At 43.9% G+C, this 14,972-nt stretch carries 17 protein-coding genes and 1 riboswitch; of the genes, 16 read left to right on the top strand and 1 reads right to left on the bottom strand.

Going from position 1 to position 14,972, the window contains the following annotated elements:
• Nucleotides 1-25: 25 nt before the first annotated feature.
• A complete protein-coding gene (locus tag P8596_RS12780; RefSeq protein WP_279724074.1) occupies nt 26-334 on the bottom strand; it encodes a protein YxiS in 309 nt (102 codons plus the stop codon).
• A 172-nt stretch (nt 335-506) separates the two neighbouring features.
• Here P8596_RS12780 and P8596_RS12775 point away from each other — a divergent pair, with 172 nt between their 5' ends.
• The 16 genes from P8596_RS12775 to thiE all read left to right on the top strand — a co-directional run bounded on the left by P8596_RS12775 (nt 507) and on the right by thiE (nt 14,917).
• On the top strand, nt 507-788 hold the full coding sequence (locus P8596_RS12775; protein ID WP_034759138.1) for a DUF6509 family protein: 282 nt from the start codon (nt 507-509) through the stop codon (nt 786-788).
• Between the two features lie 198 nt (nt 789-986).
• Nucleotides 987-3,518 (top strand): cyanophycinase, encoded by a 2,532-nt coding sequence (locus P8596_RS12770; RefSeq protein ID WP_279724073.1) that lies wholly within the window; start codon nt 987-989, stop codon nt 3,516-3,518.
• A gap of 158 nt (nt 3,519-3,676) precedes the next feature.
• Nucleotides 3,677-3,874 carry a hypothetical protein gene (locus P8596_RS12765; protein ID WP_279724072.1) on the top strand — a complete coding sequence of 66 codons (198 nt, stop codon included), beginning with the start codon at nt 3,677-3,679 and terminating at the stop codon, nt 3,872-3,874.
• Nucleotides 3,875-3,998: 124 nt separating this feature from the next.
• Nucleotides 3,999-5,135 (top strand): sensor histidine kinase, encoded by a 1,137-nt coding sequence (locus tag P8596_RS12760; protein ID WP_224519913.1) that lies wholly within the window; start codon nt 3,999-4,001, stop codon nt 5,133-5,135.
• Entirely contained in the window at nt 5,132-5,731 is a 600-nt protein-coding gene (locus tag P8596_RS12755; RefSeq protein ID WP_098354525.1) for a response regulator transcription factor, read from the top strand. Before P8596_RS12760 ends, P8596_RS12755 begins: the two co-directional genes overlap by 4 nt.
• Before the next feature lie 267 nt (nt 5,732-5,998).
• Nucleotides 5,999-6,106: riboswitch (TPP riboswitch) on the top strand.
• 118 nt (nt 6,107-6,224) lie between these two features.
• Nucleotides 6,225-6,932, top strand: coding sequence for a thiaminase II (gene tenA / locus P8596_RS12750; protein WP_279724071.1), 708 nt, complete (start codon nt 6,225-6,227; stop codon nt 6,930-6,932).
• Nucleotides 6,925-7,503, top strand: coding sequence for an ECF transporter S component (locus P8596_RS12745; RefSeq protein ID WP_279724070.1), 579 nt, complete (start codon nt 6,925-6,927; stop codon nt 7,501-7,503). The genes tenA and P8596_RS12745 overlap by 8 nt, the downstream gene beginning before the upstream one ends.
• 14 nt (nt 7,504-7,517) lie before the next feature.
• Entirely contained in the window at nt 7,518-8,945 is a 1,428-nt protein-coding gene (locus P8596_RS12740; protein ID WP_279724069.1) for an ABC transporter ATP-binding protein, read from the top strand.
• Nucleotides 8,942-9,745, top strand: a complete 804-nt coding sequence (locus tag P8596_RS12735) for an energy-coupling factor transporter transmembrane component T family protein (RefSeq protein WP_279724068.1) — start codon at nt 8,942-8,944, stop codon at nt 9,743-9,745. Before P8596_RS12740 ends, P8596_RS12735 begins: the two co-directional genes overlap by 4 nt.
• Nucleotides 9,735-10,376 (top strand): thiamine phosphate synthase, encoded by a 642-nt coding sequence (locus P8596_RS12730; protein ID WP_279724067.1) that lies wholly within the window; start codon nt 9,735-9,737, stop codon nt 10,374-10,376. The genes P8596_RS12735 and P8596_RS12730 overlap by 11 nt, the downstream gene beginning before the upstream one ends.
• Nucleotides 10,360-11,457: a glycine oxidase ThiO gene (gene thiO / locus P8596_RS12725; protein WP_279724066.1), complete on the top strand. Its 1,098-nt coding sequence runs from the start codon at nt 10,360-10,362 to the stop codon at nt 11,455-11,457. The genes P8596_RS12730 and thiO overlap by 17 nt, the downstream gene beginning before the upstream one ends.
• A 4-nt stretch (nt 11,458-11,461) precedes the next feature.
• Nucleotides 11,462-11,665, top strand: coding sequence for a sulfur carrier protein ThiS (thiS, locus tag P8596_RS12720; RefSeq protein ID WP_034759167.1), 204 nt, complete (start codon nt 11,462-11,464; stop codon nt 11,663-11,665).
• A 1-nt stretch (nt 11,666) separates the two neighbouring features.
• Entirely contained in the window at nt 11,667-12,431 is a 765-nt protein-coding gene (locus tag P8596_RS12715; RefSeq protein ID WP_279724065.1) for a thiazole synthase, read from the top strand.
• Nucleotides 12,428-13,450 carry a thiazole biosynthesis adenylyltransferase ThiF gene (locus P8596_RS12710; protein WP_279724064.1) on the top strand — a complete coding sequence of 341 codons (1,023 nt, stop codon included), beginning with the start codon at nt 12,428-12,430 and terminating at the stop codon, nt 13,448-13,450. Before P8596_RS12715 ends, P8596_RS12710 begins: the two co-directional genes overlap by 4 nt.
• Before the next feature lie 16 nt (nt 13,451-13,466).
• Entirely contained in the window at nt 13,467-14,276 is an 810-nt protein-coding gene (gene thiD / locus P8596_RS12705; protein ID WP_254651577.1) for a bifunctional hydroxymethylpyrimidine kinase/phosphomethylpyrimidine kinase, read from the top strand.
• On the top strand, nt 14,273-14,917 hold the full coding sequence (gene thiE / locus P8596_RS12700; protein WP_279724063.1) for a thiamine phosphate synthase: 645 nt from the start codon (nt 14,273-14,275) through the stop codon (nt 14,915-14,917). Before thiD ends, thiE begins: the two co-directional genes overlap by 4 nt.
• Nucleotides 14,918-14,972: the final 55 nt, after the last annotated feature.

The following is a 14,972-nucleotide window of genomic DNA, read 5'->3' as shown; positions in this document are numbered from 1 at the left end:
TAAAGGTCCGTCCCTCTATGTGAATTTATCGTTTTTCTTTCGTACGTTTGCTGATTTCTTCCGTTACTACATGAGCCAGGTCATCGTTCCCGAATAGGGATAGGACACCTAGTATAGTGGTGTCTGGAATTTCTTCAGACTCTTCTTTTGAAACGGTCAAGTCGATTCCTTGCTGCAGGGCGGGATTATCTCCCTGTTGGGGATACGCCCTTTGATAAAGTTCAGTGGGATCGAGGTCGTGATTCACACACCATTGTGCAAACACAAGGATCATCATATGTTCGTCCTTCTGATAATTCTGGATGATTTTTTCCTGCATTTCTTTAGAGTTCACTTCAAATCTCTCCTTAAACAGTAGATCTATCATTATTATAGCGGAGTTTGGGAAGGAAGCCTATTTATATCCTTTAGTGGACAGATAGGAATACATTTTTAAATGGGGGACGGAACGTGTATAATAGGTGGATAAGCAGAAACTTGTTTGATAGTGAAAGGAAGATAGATAAATGAATATTACCAATCATCATGTGGAAGAACTTAAAGACCCAACAGGGATTTTAAGTGGGGATCGTTATGAAGTGATGCTGGATGTTGAAGTACCCGAAGACGATGAACTGTATTCGGAACAGGGTATTTATATAAAAGCCATCTTTGTCCGGGACGAAAATGGAGCAAGGCTCGTACAATCTGCGATCATTGAAAGAAACACGGAGTCCTTCCTGGACTTTGAATTGGAAGAAGACGAAGAAAGGCTCCTTCTTGCTTACTGCGAAGAACATATTGCGTAAAGTGTATCGAAAGCATCATCCCCTTCATTTCTGAAGAAAGGGGATGGTGCTTTTTGTTATTGGGTAAAGTCTTGGTCACCAGAAAGATCCAATTAGAACCCATTCCTGCATTTTTGACTGATAATTCGGAGATTTCAGAGTTGGCATGAAATTTGCATGTTACCTTTATGAAAGAATGATTGGAAGGGAGAATGGTTGATGATTGGTTATTGGGGGAAAGTGAAGAAAGGAATCGTTGTATTGACTGTTTTGGCATTGATCGGGAGTATGGCTACTACTGGAATCATGGCCAAAAAGAATGAAAAGAACATTAAAGGGAACCTGGTGATTGTTGGAGGGGCATTAGGGAGCAGTAACTCGCATGTGTATGAAAAGTTCATTGAATTATCCGGAGGAAAGAAGGAAGCTAAAATAGGGATCATTCCATCCGCTTCCGGTTCTATGAAGTCTTCCGTTCAATTCAAAGAAGATTTGATCTCATATGGAGTGGATGAAAAATCCATTGAAATCCTTCCTTTTTCTTCTCATGATTTCAAAGGGACAGAAGAGGATGAAAGTAAATGGAAGAAAAACGCTGAAAATCATCACATCACCAAAAGGATAAAAAAACTCACAGGTATTTGGTTTGTCGGTGGTGACCAGCTGAAAATAACCGATACATTAATGAAAGAGAATGGGGAAAGGACAAAAGCACTGGAAGAAATATGGGGGATTTACCGGAAAGGTGCCGTACTTGGCGGGACAAGCGCCGGAGCCGCCATCATGAGTGACGTGATGATAACGGGTGGAGACAGCTTAGGGGGCCTCCGTCAGGAATTTACAACAGAGGACGTATCTAATCCGGAAGACGAATATGCACCAGTTTATATTGAGAAGGGACTGGGATTCTTTCAATGGGGCATTGTCGATCAACATTTCAATGAACGCTCCCGCCTTGGCAGGTTAGCCGCCACGGCCTTACGTTATAAAACGGCTGATGAAAAATTAGCCTATGGAATCGATGAGGATACGGCGATGGTTGTGAACAATCAGGAAGGGACCATTTCCGTATTGGGTAGATCCAATGTGACCATTGTAGATACTTCTGGCTCAACTACAACCGGAAGCGGGATTCGTGATCTTGATATCAGCTATCTCTCCCCAGGTGATAAGCTACAGGTGAAAACGAAAGAATTCACCATAGCTGAGGATAAGGTCGAAACAAAGGAATATGAATATTACAACTTTAAACCTCTTCCTGCCACCGGGGTCTTATCGTCGTATGGGACATTGCCGTACTATCTTTCATATTCGTTGGTAGACAATGAAGCGGTAGAAGAAGTATCCAGCTATCTTTATGATAGTAAAGGAAATGGATTTGAGCTTATATTCAAACAAACGGATGAAACAAATGGCTACTGGGGTTATGAGGATGGTCAAAAAGATTCTTATTCCATTCTTCATGTGAAAATGGATGTATCTCCTGTGAAAGTCAATTTTAGTGATAAAGATCGTCTACAACAAGACTTTAAGAAATCTACGCTCGACGTTCCCGAGAGTTCTTTTGATCCTGAAACAAAAGGAAGCTTGGTGATTGTCGGCGGGGCTTTAGGCAGCAGCAATGAAGAAGTTTATAATGAATTCATTAATCGTGCGGGTGAAAATGGGAAAATCGGGATCGTCCCGGCAGCAAGTTCCAGCTTGAAGTCCTCACATGCCTTTAAAGAAGATTTGACCTCATATGGAGTACAGGCGGACAACATCGATATCCTTCCTATATCCAATCATGACTTTAAAGGGACGGAAGAAAATGAAGAAGATTGGATGGACAATAAGAATGATTCTGGTCTTGCAAAACGCATCCTGGAGTATGATGGGATCTGGTTTGTGGGAGGCGATCAAACGAATATCACACAATCTTTATTGAACGAAGACGGAACGAAATCACAGGCGCTCAGCAATATGTGGGAAATTTACCGAAATGGAGCAGTTCTTGGTGGTACAAGTGCAGGAGCCGCCATCATGAGTGATGTGATGATTGCAGGCGGTGGAAGCTACGACACACTATCAAAAGGGTTTACGGAAACGTATGATGGCATGTCCCAGCAAGAAGGCGGACCCGGGTATCTTGAGCAGGGGCTTGGATTCTTCCCATATGGCATCGTTGACCAGCACTTTGATAAAAAAGCACGATTGGGACGTCTGATTGCAACGGCAGCAGTCTATGGAAAAGAAAATGAATTATCTTATGGAATCGACGAGGACACCGCAATGATCGTGGATAACGCATCCAAAACGGTTGAAGTAAAAGGAAGAGGCGGTGTATCACTAGTGGATTTAAGTCAGTCAGAGCTGTCGCCATCAACTCATACGTATAAAGATATCCGTTTATCTTGGATCACATCAGGTGATCAATACAATGTAGAATCGAAAGTATTCACAATCAGCGACCACAAAATGTCGACAAAAGACTACGAATACTACGAATATAACGCGGCACCACATACGGGAGTATTAACTCCGCACCCGGCACTTGCAAAGTACTTAAGCCATAGTCTGCTTGATAATTATGGTCAGGATGAAGTGAAAAGCTTTAGCTTTTCTCAAGATGAAGGATTTCAACTTACCTTCAGAAAAGGAAATCAGACAGAAGGCTTCTGGGGGTACCGGGACGGGAACAAAGATGATTATTCATTCCTCGAAGTTAAGATGGATATCGATCCGGTAACAGTCACGATTGAAGACAACTAATATGGGAAAACAGCCCGGGAGAAATTTGCCCGGGCTGTTTTGCTATTCCAAGATAAATATGACAATTGAACTGTATGTATATGTGATATCATCTGATATACTTGTGATAACAAAGTGCTAGCAGATGATATCACATTGATAGAATAGGAGGGCGAACCTTGTCAGATCAAGGAAGAATGCAACTTAATGTAAGGGTTGATAAAGAAACGTCGGAGAAATTGGATGAAATTGTAGAATACTATCAGCAGAACACAAAAATTGGTAGAGTCTATAAAGGTGACGTCTTAACAGACATCATTCAGAAATCCTATGAGATCATGGAGAAGCAAAAAAGAATTCAAAACCGAAAATACTAGTATTCAGACACCCCTGAAGACCAATAAATACTCAAAGGCAACATGTGAAAATCAGGTTCATATATGTCATAATATAGGAAACATATTCAAAACATTGAAAACAAAAGAGGTATTCAGCGTGCAAATGCCGAAAAAATTAATCAATATTCAAAGAGGTTCAGGTATTTCCCCCTACATATGGAGTATTATCAGCATTCTGCCATTTTACTTTATCTTTCAATCTTCTTCTACGATTGAAATTGCGGTGGGGATTTTCTTGACCATTACATTTTTTATTTCTTTACGCTTTGCTTTTCTCTCGAAGGATTGGCCGGTTTATTTATGGACATCGATATTGATTGCGATATCTATCACCATGACCATCCAGTTTAATTTTATTTATTTTGCTTTTTACATTGCTTACTATAACGGGAATATAAAAAACCGGGTTGCATTTTTGACCCTTTACATCATTCATCTAGTCCTGACGACGGCATCTATCAATTATAACTTCGTGCTGCAGGACGAATTATTCATTTCCCAGTTTCCCTTCATTCTGATTATCTGGATCAGCGTCATCCTGCTTCCATTCAATATTTATAATCGAAATAAACAGGTCCAGCTGGAAGACCAACTGGAAGATGCTAATAAGCGGATATCGGATCTTGTCAAACAGGAAGAGCGTCAGAGAATTGCCAGGGATCTGCACGATACACTTGGTCAAAAGCTTTCATTGATCGGACTGAAAAGTGATCTTGCGAGAAAATTGGTGTACAAGGATCCGGAGCAGGCCAGAAGTGAATTACAGGACGTCCAGCAAACGGCAAGAACCGCATTGAGTGAGGTCAGGACGATGGTCTCCCAGATGAGGGGGATTCGATTGAAAGATGAAATCGTCAGGATCAAGCAGCTCCTGAAGGCAGCTGAGATCGAATTCCGTATGACTGAGGACACCACCCTTCCTCAAACCTCACTCTTTTTAGAAAACATCTTAAGCATGTGCTTGAAAGAGGCTGTCACCAATGTAGTAAAACACAGCAAGGCTTCCACTTGTGAATTGATCATCGAGGAATCGGATAAAGAGATGACCATTGTGGTGAAGGATGATGGTGTGGGGATCGGGAGTGACTATACTCAGTCCAAAGGCAGTGGTCTGATCGGGATGAGAGAGCGGTTGGAATTTGTCAACGGAAGCCTTGAAATCGTTTCGGTGGATGGTACCACCTTGATCATGAGGGTTCCGAAAGTAATCAAGCAGACAGACAGGGAGGGAATGGAATGATTCGAATTGTGATTGCAGAAGATCAGCGGATGCTGTTGGGCGCATTGGGGTCTCTATTGAGCCTTGAAGATGATATGGAAGTGGTAGGAAAAGCAGGCAATGGAGAAGAAGCCATTTCCCTCGTTCATGAACTGAAGCCGGATATTTGTATCATGGATATTGAAATGCCTGAAAAAACGGGGCTTGAAGCGGCAGAGGAATTAAAAGGGGAAGATTGTAAGGTGATCATCCTTACCACTTTTGCCAGATCAGGCTACTTTCAGCGGGCATTAAAGGGTGGAGTGAAAGGGTATTTGTTGAAGGACAGTCCGAGTGAGGAACTGGCGAACTCTATCCGGCTTGTGATGGATGGTAAGCGTATCTATGCACCGGAGCTGATGGATGATGTCTACAGCGAAGAAAATCCCCTCACAGACCGTGAAAAAGAAGTACTCGAGCTCGTTGCCGATGGAAAAAACACAAAGGAAATCGCCGATGAACTAAAGCTTAAAACAGGTACTGTAAGGAACTATATCTCCACTATACTCGACAAGCTGGAAGTGAAAAACCGAATCGAAGCCATCACACAATCCAAAGAAAAAGGATGGTTTAAATAAACCGAGGGACGGACCTTTTTGAAGGTCCGTCCCCTTTTTATAACAATTCATTACATTGAATGTTTATTCATAATTAATAAGAAGAGGAAAATGGATAGACAAACTTATTTCAAAAATAATTTTCTGTAGAATTAATCATACTGAACCTCTGGCTGTCATTGAGTCCGACAGCTAATTTGAAATCGTGTTAGAATCGAGATTTACTTTTTTTAAGTTGACAACTATTTGAATCATGATACGATAACATCGAAAACAAAATTTCATAAGACGATCCACTAGGGGTGCCTTCGAAAAGGCTGAGATTAAAGTGTGACTTTAAGACCCTTTGAACCTGATCTGGTTGAGACCAGCGTAGGGAAGTGGTGTTTGACGGTCACATAGAATATAATTCTATTATTCTGATCTCAAGCCACTTTCTGTATGCTGTATGCATAATGGAAAGTGGCTTTTTTTGTTGCCCATTTCGGGTCGTCTGGAAAAGGAGCAGGAAATCATGACATTTTCAACAGCGTTACGAAACGAAGTCAACGACATTTGGGACGCAAGCTTCGATCATCCTTTCGTCAAAGGGATCGGGGATGGGACTCTCCCCATCGAGAAGTTCAAGTACTACCTCTTGCAAGATGCCTATTACCTTTCACATTTCTCGAAGGTGCAGGCGCTTGGTGCTGCAAAAGCATTGGACTTACATACCACATCACGAATGGCATCCCACGCTGTAGGAACCAATGAAGCAGAGCTTTCTCTTCATGAAAATTTCTCTAAACGTTTAGGGATCGCGGATGAAGAAAAAAAGAATTTCAAACCGGCTCCTACAGCGTACGCTTATACGTCCCATATGTATCGTTCCGCAAGATATGGGGGCTTAGCTGATATCCTGGCGGCGATCCTCCCATGTTACTGGCTCTATTATGAGATCGGGGAACGCTTGAAATCATGCACGCCGGAACAACCGGTGTATCAGGAATGGATTGAGGCATACGGTGGGGAATGGTTTAAAGAGTTAGTGGAGGAACAAATCAATCGTCTTGATGAATTGGCAGAAACAATGACCCAACACGATAAAGAAAGAATGAAAGAAAATTTCATTTTGAGCAGCATTTATGAATGGCAGTTTTGGGAGATGGCTTACACCCTTGAAAAATGGCCGTTTCAGCATGCACTGGATGCAGGGAAAGAAATGAGCGGACACCATGTCTAAATTAAAACTAACCGATGTTTTAGTGACGGTGGTCATTTCCATCATGTTCGGGGTCATTTATAAGCTTTGGGGCCCATTTTATAACTTGTTGAAGCCGATCGGGTTGCATGCAGACCAACTCATCTATGGAATGTGGTTCATGGCGGCCACAGTAGCATTCTTGATCATCCGTAAACCCGGCTTCGCCCTTTTAGCCGAAATCGCCGCTTCTTCAGGAGAGTTTCTCATGGGCTCTGAATGGGGACTCGAGGTCCTTTTATTCGGAGTCATTCAAGGGTTAATGGCAGAATCGGTTTTCTTCCTGACGAAATATAGACGCTATGATCTTTCGATTATATGTTTTGCTGCGTTCGGTTCTGCATGGGGATCCATCTTCATGGATTACATGAAAGGGTATATGGGAGATTTAGTCCTTTGGAATCTGTCATTGTTTATCTTTGCAAGATTACTGGGATCGATTGTCATCGCAGGTGCAGGATCATTTTATTTGGTCAGGGCCCTCGAGAAAACCGGAGTCACAAGTCTGGTCAGACGTGCAAGTCAGGATGATTACGATGTATTGAACCAGTAAAGGGGATGATGCTTATGCATGTCGAAAACCTTCGACTTACCTATCCCGGAACAGGGAAACGGATGTTTAATGAAGTCAGTCTTTCTATCAATGAAGGGGAGAAAGTATTGCTATTGGGTCCATCAGGATGCGGGAAGTCAACACTTTTACATGTTTTATCCGGAGTGATCCCCCGCTCCGTGGATGTTCCCATGAGGGCTGCAAAATTGGAGGTGTCTGATTCCTATGGCTATGTATTCCAAGATCCGGATTCGCAATTTTGTATGCCATTTGTGGATGAAGAATTAGCCTTTGTGCTGGAGAATTTACAGACTCCCCGTGAAGAGATGAAAGGGGAAATACAATGGCTGCTATCGGAGGTGGGACTGGAACTTGAGGATCCCCATACGAAAATCTCAACATTATCAGGAGGCATGAAGCAGAAATTGGCCATTGCTTCTGCGCTTGCCCTGAGACCCGATACCTTGTTCCTGGACGAACCGACTTCATTATTGGATGAGGAAAGTACAAAGTCTGTCTGGAAAACAATCAAAGAAATCGGTTTAGATAAGACCCTGGTGATCGTAGAGCATAAACTTGATCACGTTCTTGACATGATCGATCGAATCATTCTTTTCGATGCCGATGGAACCATTATGGCGGATGGAGCGAAAGAGTGGATCCTGAACCAAAACAAAGATTCGTTGAAGAACTTGGGTGTCTGGTACTCGGGCGCATGGGAGGAATATCTGTCATCCCGTCAGATGAGGGAGAGTCCCTCATTCGGACCTGTGATTGCAAGAATGGAGGACTTTAAAGGCTATATTCAAAAGAAAGAGAAGATTCACCTGCCCTATGCCGTGATCCGCGAAGGGGAATGGATTGCTATTACAGGAAGGAATGGTGCAGGGAAATCAACATTACTGCACAGCTTAATGAAATTCAACCGTACTAGCGGGACGTACGAATTAAACGGAGTACAGATGAAAGGGAAAAAGATTTCTCAAGAATGTGCCTTCGTTTTTCAAAATCCCGAATTACAATTTGTCACCCATTCCGTTTTTGACGAAGTGGCCTATAGTTACCGGCTAAAGGATTTGAGCGAAGAAAGCATAGAGAGAAAGGTTTATGAGCTACTCCAGCGATTCAATCTTCGTTCATGTAAGGTACAACATCCTTATTCGTTATCCGTGGGTCAAAAACGCAGACTGAGTGTTGCAGCTTCCATCGTTCCCGGTAAGGAGATTCTGTTATTGGATGAACCAACTTTCGGACAGGACGCTCACAATACATTTGAATTGCTCGAGATGCTACTTGAATTACAGTGTGAAGGCGTCACCATCTTGATGGTGACTCACGATATCAGAATCATCCAACACTATGCAACCAGGATTTGGACCGTCGAAGAAGGAAGAGTGGTTCAGGATGCGGATGTAGAAGCAGCGAGGAGTGAAGCATTATGAACATGGAAATAGCTCATAAACACACCTGGCTACATCGCATTAACCCGAGTATGAAATTGATCGTAATGGTTGCGCTTTTTCTGTTTTTACTTTTCGTTCATTACCTGAACTGGCTCGTGTATTTGACCTTGTTCACTTTCCTTTTATTGTGGTCATTCTCTGGATATTCAAAGAGGTTAGTGACGCTGATGGCCATGCCATTTTTCCTTGTCTTTCTCTCTACGGCATCCTCGATGATCATGTTTGGGAAAGGAGAGACGACGTGGTTTACCTGGGGGATGATCCATGTAACAGAGGAAAGTTTTTATAGGGGGTTTCACATTGGTTTAAGGGCATTCCTATTCGCTGTTTTAGGCCTAATGTTTGCTTTGACGACGAGACCTGTCCTCCTGTTTTATTCACTTATGCAACAATTGGGCCTTAAGCCGAAGTACGCTTATAGTTTTATGGCCGGTATAAGGCTGATCCCCATCATGATCGAAGAATTCACTACCATTCGGAATGCACTGAAAGTCAGGGGCACCCGTGAACGAACGGGCTATACGAAACTTTTCCATACCATACAGTCTTATTCCATCCCCTTGCTGGCACAAAGTATCAGGAGGGCTCACAGAATTGCAGTTGCCATGGATACGAAAGGCTTTGAGGGTGATGGGGAGAGAACCTATTTCTACAAAGTCGGATTATCGAAATTTGATGGCTATTTTATGGGGAGCATCATACTCATGGTTTCCATAAGTTACATTCTTTCTATTTATCTACCACTATTTCCGACGGGAGATGTTCGCTATGGAAATTGAAAAGAGAAGACGGCTACATGTCATTTCCACTGGTCAGCAATCAAGGGAAGTATTGGTGGAAATATCGAAAACCATCCACCCCTATATCGATATGCTTCATATCCGTGAAAAAACCTGGACAACTGCGGAGTTGATTGAAACCGTTGATGAATTAACAGCTGCTGGTATTCCGTTAAGGAAGCTGTGCATCAATGATCGTGCAGACATCGCTTGGATGAAACATGTGAGAGGAGTCCAGCTTTCGCATCATAGTGCTCCTGTTGCTCTTGTGAAGGAACGTTTTCCATCTTTGAAGGTCGGTTCATCGGTGCACAGCATGCAAGAAGCACTTTGGGCATGTGACGAAGGAGCCGATTTTCTCCTATATGGGAATATCTATGAAACAATGTCGAAACCAGGGAAGCAAGGCACAGGGATTGTCAATTTGGAAGACATCGTATTGAACATTCCCCTTCCCATTATCGCCATCGGGGGGATTACACCCGGACGGGTTGAGGACATTTTGAGAACCGGGGCTAAAGGTATCGCGGTATTATCGGGGATCTTTCTTTCAGAAGACCCTCTTGAAGCAGTACGGGCTTATTATCAGGCAATCCATAAGGAGGTGAAACAGCTTGGCGAAAGCATATGATGTGGTGATTGTTGGGGGAGGTGTGATCGGCTGCTCGATTCTGTATCAGCTTTCCAAAAGAGGAAAAAAAGGATTGCTGATTGAGAAGGAACAATTGGCATCCAGAGCCTCAAAAGCTGCAGCGGGGATGCTAGGGGTCCATACGGAGCTCAATGGGGGAAGCCCCCTCTATCGCCTGGCGCAGAAAAGCCGGAATATGTACCCTGCCCTTGCACAGGAATTAAAAGAACTAACCGGTATGGATATAGAGTATGTGGAAAATGGAATGATCAAACTGGCAAGGACAGAGGAAGAGGCACAGACGTTAGTAAGTGTTGCTTCCAAAATGGATCAGGATGAAGGGGTTGAATGGCTATCCTCTCCAAAACTATCAACCTTCGAACCTTATCTCTCTAAGCAGGCAACCGGCGGTTTGTTCATTCCGCGTGACGGGAACGTGTCGGCCGCAAAGCTGACAAAAGCACTGGGCCACGCGTCAGTCAGACTAGGGGCTGATATCAAGGAGTATACGGAAGTCCATGACTTTATTGTTAAAGGAAGCAGGATAGTGGGAGTCCAAACATCGATCTGCCCCTATTATGCATCTGAAATCATCGTTGCAGGCGGTGCGTGGAGTCAATCACTACTGGAGAGAGTCGGCTTGACACTTCACTCTTTTCCAGTTAAAGGTGAATGCTTTTCGGTGAAATACTCCAGGAAATTGGTGGAGAGGACCATTTTCACCGAGGGCTGCTACATTGTCCCAAAGGTGGGTGGCCGATTTTTAATAGGAGCAACAGAACATGCGCACACCTTTGATGAAACCATTTCCGTTAGTGGAATGATGAGTTTAATGCAGAAAGCTACAGAAATTTTACCAGACCTGATCCATGCCGATTGGGAAAGAGCCTGGTCAGGGATACGGCCTCAAACAAAAGGAGGACTGCCTGTCATCGAAAGGAGCGAAAGCTTTGAAGGGCTTTCCATTGCAACGGGCCACTACCGGAATGGCATCCTCCTTGCTCCCATAACGGGAGTCATGATGGCAGACCTGATGGAAGGCAAAGAGAATCCATTACTACATTCACACATGGGGAGTTGAGAAAGTGGAATTAAGGATTAATGGACAGCTGGTAACCGTGCCAGACACAGTCAAGACGATAGACGATCTTATACACCATTATAAATTGAAGAATCGTACAATCATGGTCGAAAAAAATCACATTATATTACGGGCATACGAGCATGAAAAGGCAACAGTTGAAAATGGAGATACCATTGAATTGGTCCAATTTGTAGGAGGCGGTTGAGATGTTGAAAATCGGAAATTATACATTTCATTCAAGATTATTGTTAGGGACAGGGAAGTATCCTGATTTTGATATACAGAAGGAAGCGGTGGAGGTTTCTGGGGCAGAGATTCTTACGTTCACGGTAAGGAGAATGAATATATTCGAGCCCAATCAACCAAACTTCCTGGAAAAGCTCGACTTGGAGAGCTACTCATTATTACCGAACACGGCTGGCGCAAAAACTGCTGGTGAAGCGGTGCGGCATGCACAGTTAGCCAGGGCATCGGGACTTTGTGACATGATTAAAGTGGAAGTAATCGGTTGTGATAAAACACTATTGCCGGACCCGGTTGAAACCCTGAAAGCAACGGAAGAACTGCTCAAAGAAGGATTTACCGTCCTCCCATATACTTCCGATGATGTGGTTCTTGCGAGAAAATTGGAAGAGTTGGGCGCACATGCCATTATGCCCGGTGCATCCCCGATCGGATCGGGGCAGGGAATTGTGAACCCCGTAAACCTCCGTTTCATTATTGAGCAGGCAAAGGTACCGGTCATCGTTGATGCTGGAATCGGATCTCCTGCTGATGCTGCTTATGCTATGGAACTGGGTGCAGATGCTGTGTTGTTGAACACGGCGGTATCACAGGCGAAAGATCCTGTTAAAATGGCCAATGCCATGAGGCTTGCAATTGAAGGTGGCCGTTTTGGATATGAAGCCGGAAGAATCCCCCGAAAGCCCTATGCTTCAGCGAGCAGCCCGAAGGAGGGGATGAGTGTTTGAATAAGGAGAGGTATTCAAGACAAATTTTATTTTCACCCATTGGAAGTGAAGGTCAGGAAAGAATAAGGGATAAACATGTACTGGTCATTGGAGCAGGAGCTTTGGGCACGGGGAACGCAGAAGTCCTCGTTCGTGCCGGAATTGGAAAGCTGACGATCGTGGACCGTGATTACGTCGAATGGAGCAATCTGCAACGACAGCAGCTCTACAATGAGGAAGATGCAAAAAGTCGACTACCGAAGGCGATCGCTGCTAAAAAGAGACTGGGGGAAATTAATTCAACAGTTGATATCGAAGCACATATTCTCGATGTCATGCCTGAAGAGTTAGTGAACTTGGCCATGGGTGCAGACCTGATCATCGATGCTACAGATAACTTTGAAACGAGGATGATCATAAATGATGTATCTCAAAAATATTCCATTCCCTGGATCTATGGAGCATGCGTGGGGAGTTATGGCATTTCATTCAGCATTCTCCCCGGTGTCACACCTTGCCTTCACTGTTTAATCGATGAAGTTCCGATAGGGGGCTTGACCTGTGATACAGCAGGAATCATCAGTCCTGCCGTCTCCCAGGTGGTCACCCATCAAACGACCGAGGCACTGAAAATGTTGGTGGAAGATTATGAATCTCTCAGCCATAGGGTCGTCTCTTTCGATTTATGGAAAAATGAACATACGTCTCTTGATGTAAGGAAGTTGAAAAAAGAAGAGTGTCCCTCGTGTGGTGTTCATCGAATGTACCCAAGTCTTCGATATGAGAATCAAACGAAAACGGCCGTCCTATGTGGACGGGATTCCGTGCAAATCCGGCCAGCGTCAAGGCACGCTGTTAATCTCTTGGACATTTCAAAAACACTTGAGAACCAGGGCAAGCAAGTGGAAAGGAATCCTTATTTGATCCGATTCAAGGTCGATTCCCTCCAAATAGTCTTATTTTATGACGGACGGGCGCTTATCCATGGAACGAAAGAAATGAAGGAAGCAAAATCAATTTATCATCGTTATTTTGGTTAATAGAGGAGTGGGACAGATGGTATATAAAGCATTGACGATTGCAGGGTCGGATAGTGGTGGTGGCGCCGGCATTCAGGCGGATCTAAAAACGTTTCAAGAGTGTCATGTCTATGGGATGTCTGCCGTAACAGCCGTGACAGCTCAAAATACAAAAGGGGTGCAGGGTGTATTTCCATCGTCGGCATCAGAAGTCTTGGAACAATTGACTTCCATTAATGAAGATTTGCCGCCCCAAGCCGTAAAAACCGGAATGTTGGTGAATGAAGAGATCATTGCTTCTGTTGCGGATTTCGCCAGCTCCTCCGGATGGGAGAAGCTTATAGTGGATCCTGTGATGATTGCCAAAGGGGGAGCTTCTTTATTAGGAGAAAAATCCATTGAAGCGTTGATCAATCGTCTGATCCCGGTTGCTTACGTCATCACACCCAATATCCCTGAAGCAGAAGCTTTAACGGGAAGAGAGATACGGGATGTTGGTGTTTGCCGGAAAGCTGCTGAGGATCTATACGGGATGGGGGCCAAACATGTGATCATTAAAGGCGGTCACCAATCACAATCTCAATCATCTTATGCGACTGACATTCTTTATGATGGGAAAGAATTCTTTGAGTTTACAAGTCCAAGAATTTCTACACCCCATACGCATGGAACGGGCTGTACGTTCTCTGCGGTCATCACGGCAGAATTGGCAAAAGGGAACACCGTCTTTGATTCAGTCCATACTGCCAAGGGATTTATTACAGCTGCCATCTCACATTCACTCGGGATCGGGAGTGGACATGGGCCAACGAATCATTGGGCCTATCATGAAGGAGTCAAACTATGAATCTTAGAGACTCCTTAAAGCTATATTTCGTGATGGGCAGTCAAAATTGTGAAAGATCTCCTGTCGATGTTTTGGAAGAAGCACTCTCGGGCGGGGTTACCATGTTTCAATTTCGGGAAAAGGGGACTCGTTGTCTGGAGGGAAAGCCCATGATGGAACTGGCTCTTGAACTCCAGCATGTATGTCAAAAGTACAGGGTTCCCTTTATTATCAATGATGATGTGGAGTTGGCTTTGACAATGGGTGCAGATGGTGTACATATAGGACAGGAGGACGAATCAATCGGAGTGGTCCGAAAGAAGTTGGGTGATAAAATACTTGGTATTTCCGCTCATAATGTGAGGGAAGCACAACTCGCTTTAGAATCGGGAGCGGATTATCTGGGTGTGGGTCCCATGTTTCAAACTACAACTAAGAATGATTGCAGACCCGTCCAAGGACCAAAGGTGATTGAATCTATGAGAAAAACGGGGATCCGTCTCCCCGTGGTCGGAATTGGAGGCATCCATTCGGGAAATGTCCATAAAGTAATGGAAGCAGGATCCGATGGTGTGGCTGTCATCTCGGCGATTTCAAAACATCCGGAGCGTACCCATACTCTCTTTCAAGGGGTTCAGGATAGTTTGTTAAAATCTTTCTAGAAAATCACCGGACAAAACAACATATCCTGCCCTCTTCTATCATACGATACAGTAG

Origin of the sequence: Rossellomorea sp. DA94 (genome assembly GCF_029834455.1) — a bacterium.
GTDB lineage: Bacteria > Bacillota > Bacilli > Bacillales > Bacillaceae_B > Rossellomorea > Rossellomorea vietnamensis.
The sequence above is the reverse complement of the archived record's forward strand: the minus strand, read 5'-3'. Positions and strand labels throughout refer to the sequence as shown.

Coding starts and splice junctions, on each gene's coding strand:
- tenA (WP_279724071.1), top strand. CDS start 6,225: ATGACATTTTCAACAGCGTTACGAAACGAAGTCAACGACATTTGGGAC.
- thiD (WP_254651577.1), top strand. CDS start 13,467: ATGGTATATAAAGCATTGACGATTGCAGGGTCGGATAGTGGTGGTGGC.
- P8596_RS12715 (WP_279724065.1), top strand. CDS start 11,667: ATGTTGAAAATCGGAAATTATACATTTCATTCAAGATTATTGTTAGGG.
- P8596_RS12770 (WP_279724073.1), top strand. CDS start 987: ATGATTGGTTATTGGGGGAAAGTGAAGAAAGGAATCGTTGTATTGACT.
- P8596_RS12740 (WP_279724069.1), top strand. CDS start 7,518: ATGCATGTCGAAAACCTTCGACTTACCTATCCCGGAACAGGGAAACGG.
- P8596_RS12755 (WP_098354525.1), top strand. CDS start 5,132: ATGATTCGAATTGTGATTGCAGAAGATCAGCGGATGCTGTTGGGCGCA.
- P8596_RS12760 (WP_224519913.1), top strand. CDS start 3,999: ATGCCGAAAAAATTAATCAATATTCAAAGAGGTTCAGGTATTTCCCCC.
- thiE (WP_279724063.1), top strand. CDS start 14,273: ATGAATCTTAGAGACTCCTTAAAGCTATATTTCGTGATGGGCAGTCAA.
- P8596_RS12730 (WP_279724067.1), top strand. CDS start 9,735: ATGGAAATTGAAAAGAGAAGACGGCTACATGTCATTTCCACTGGTCAG.
- P8596_RS12735 (WP_279724068.1), top strand. CDS start 8,942: ATGAACATGGAAATAGCTCATAAACACACCTGGCTACATCGCATTAAC.
- P8596_RS12745 (WP_279724070.1), top strand. CDS start 6,925: ATGTCTAAATTAAAACTAACCGATGTTTTAGTGACGGTGGTCATTTCC.
- P8596_RS12775 (WP_034759138.1), top strand. CDS start 507: ATGAATATTACCAATCATCATGTGGAAGAACTTAAAGACCCAACAGGG.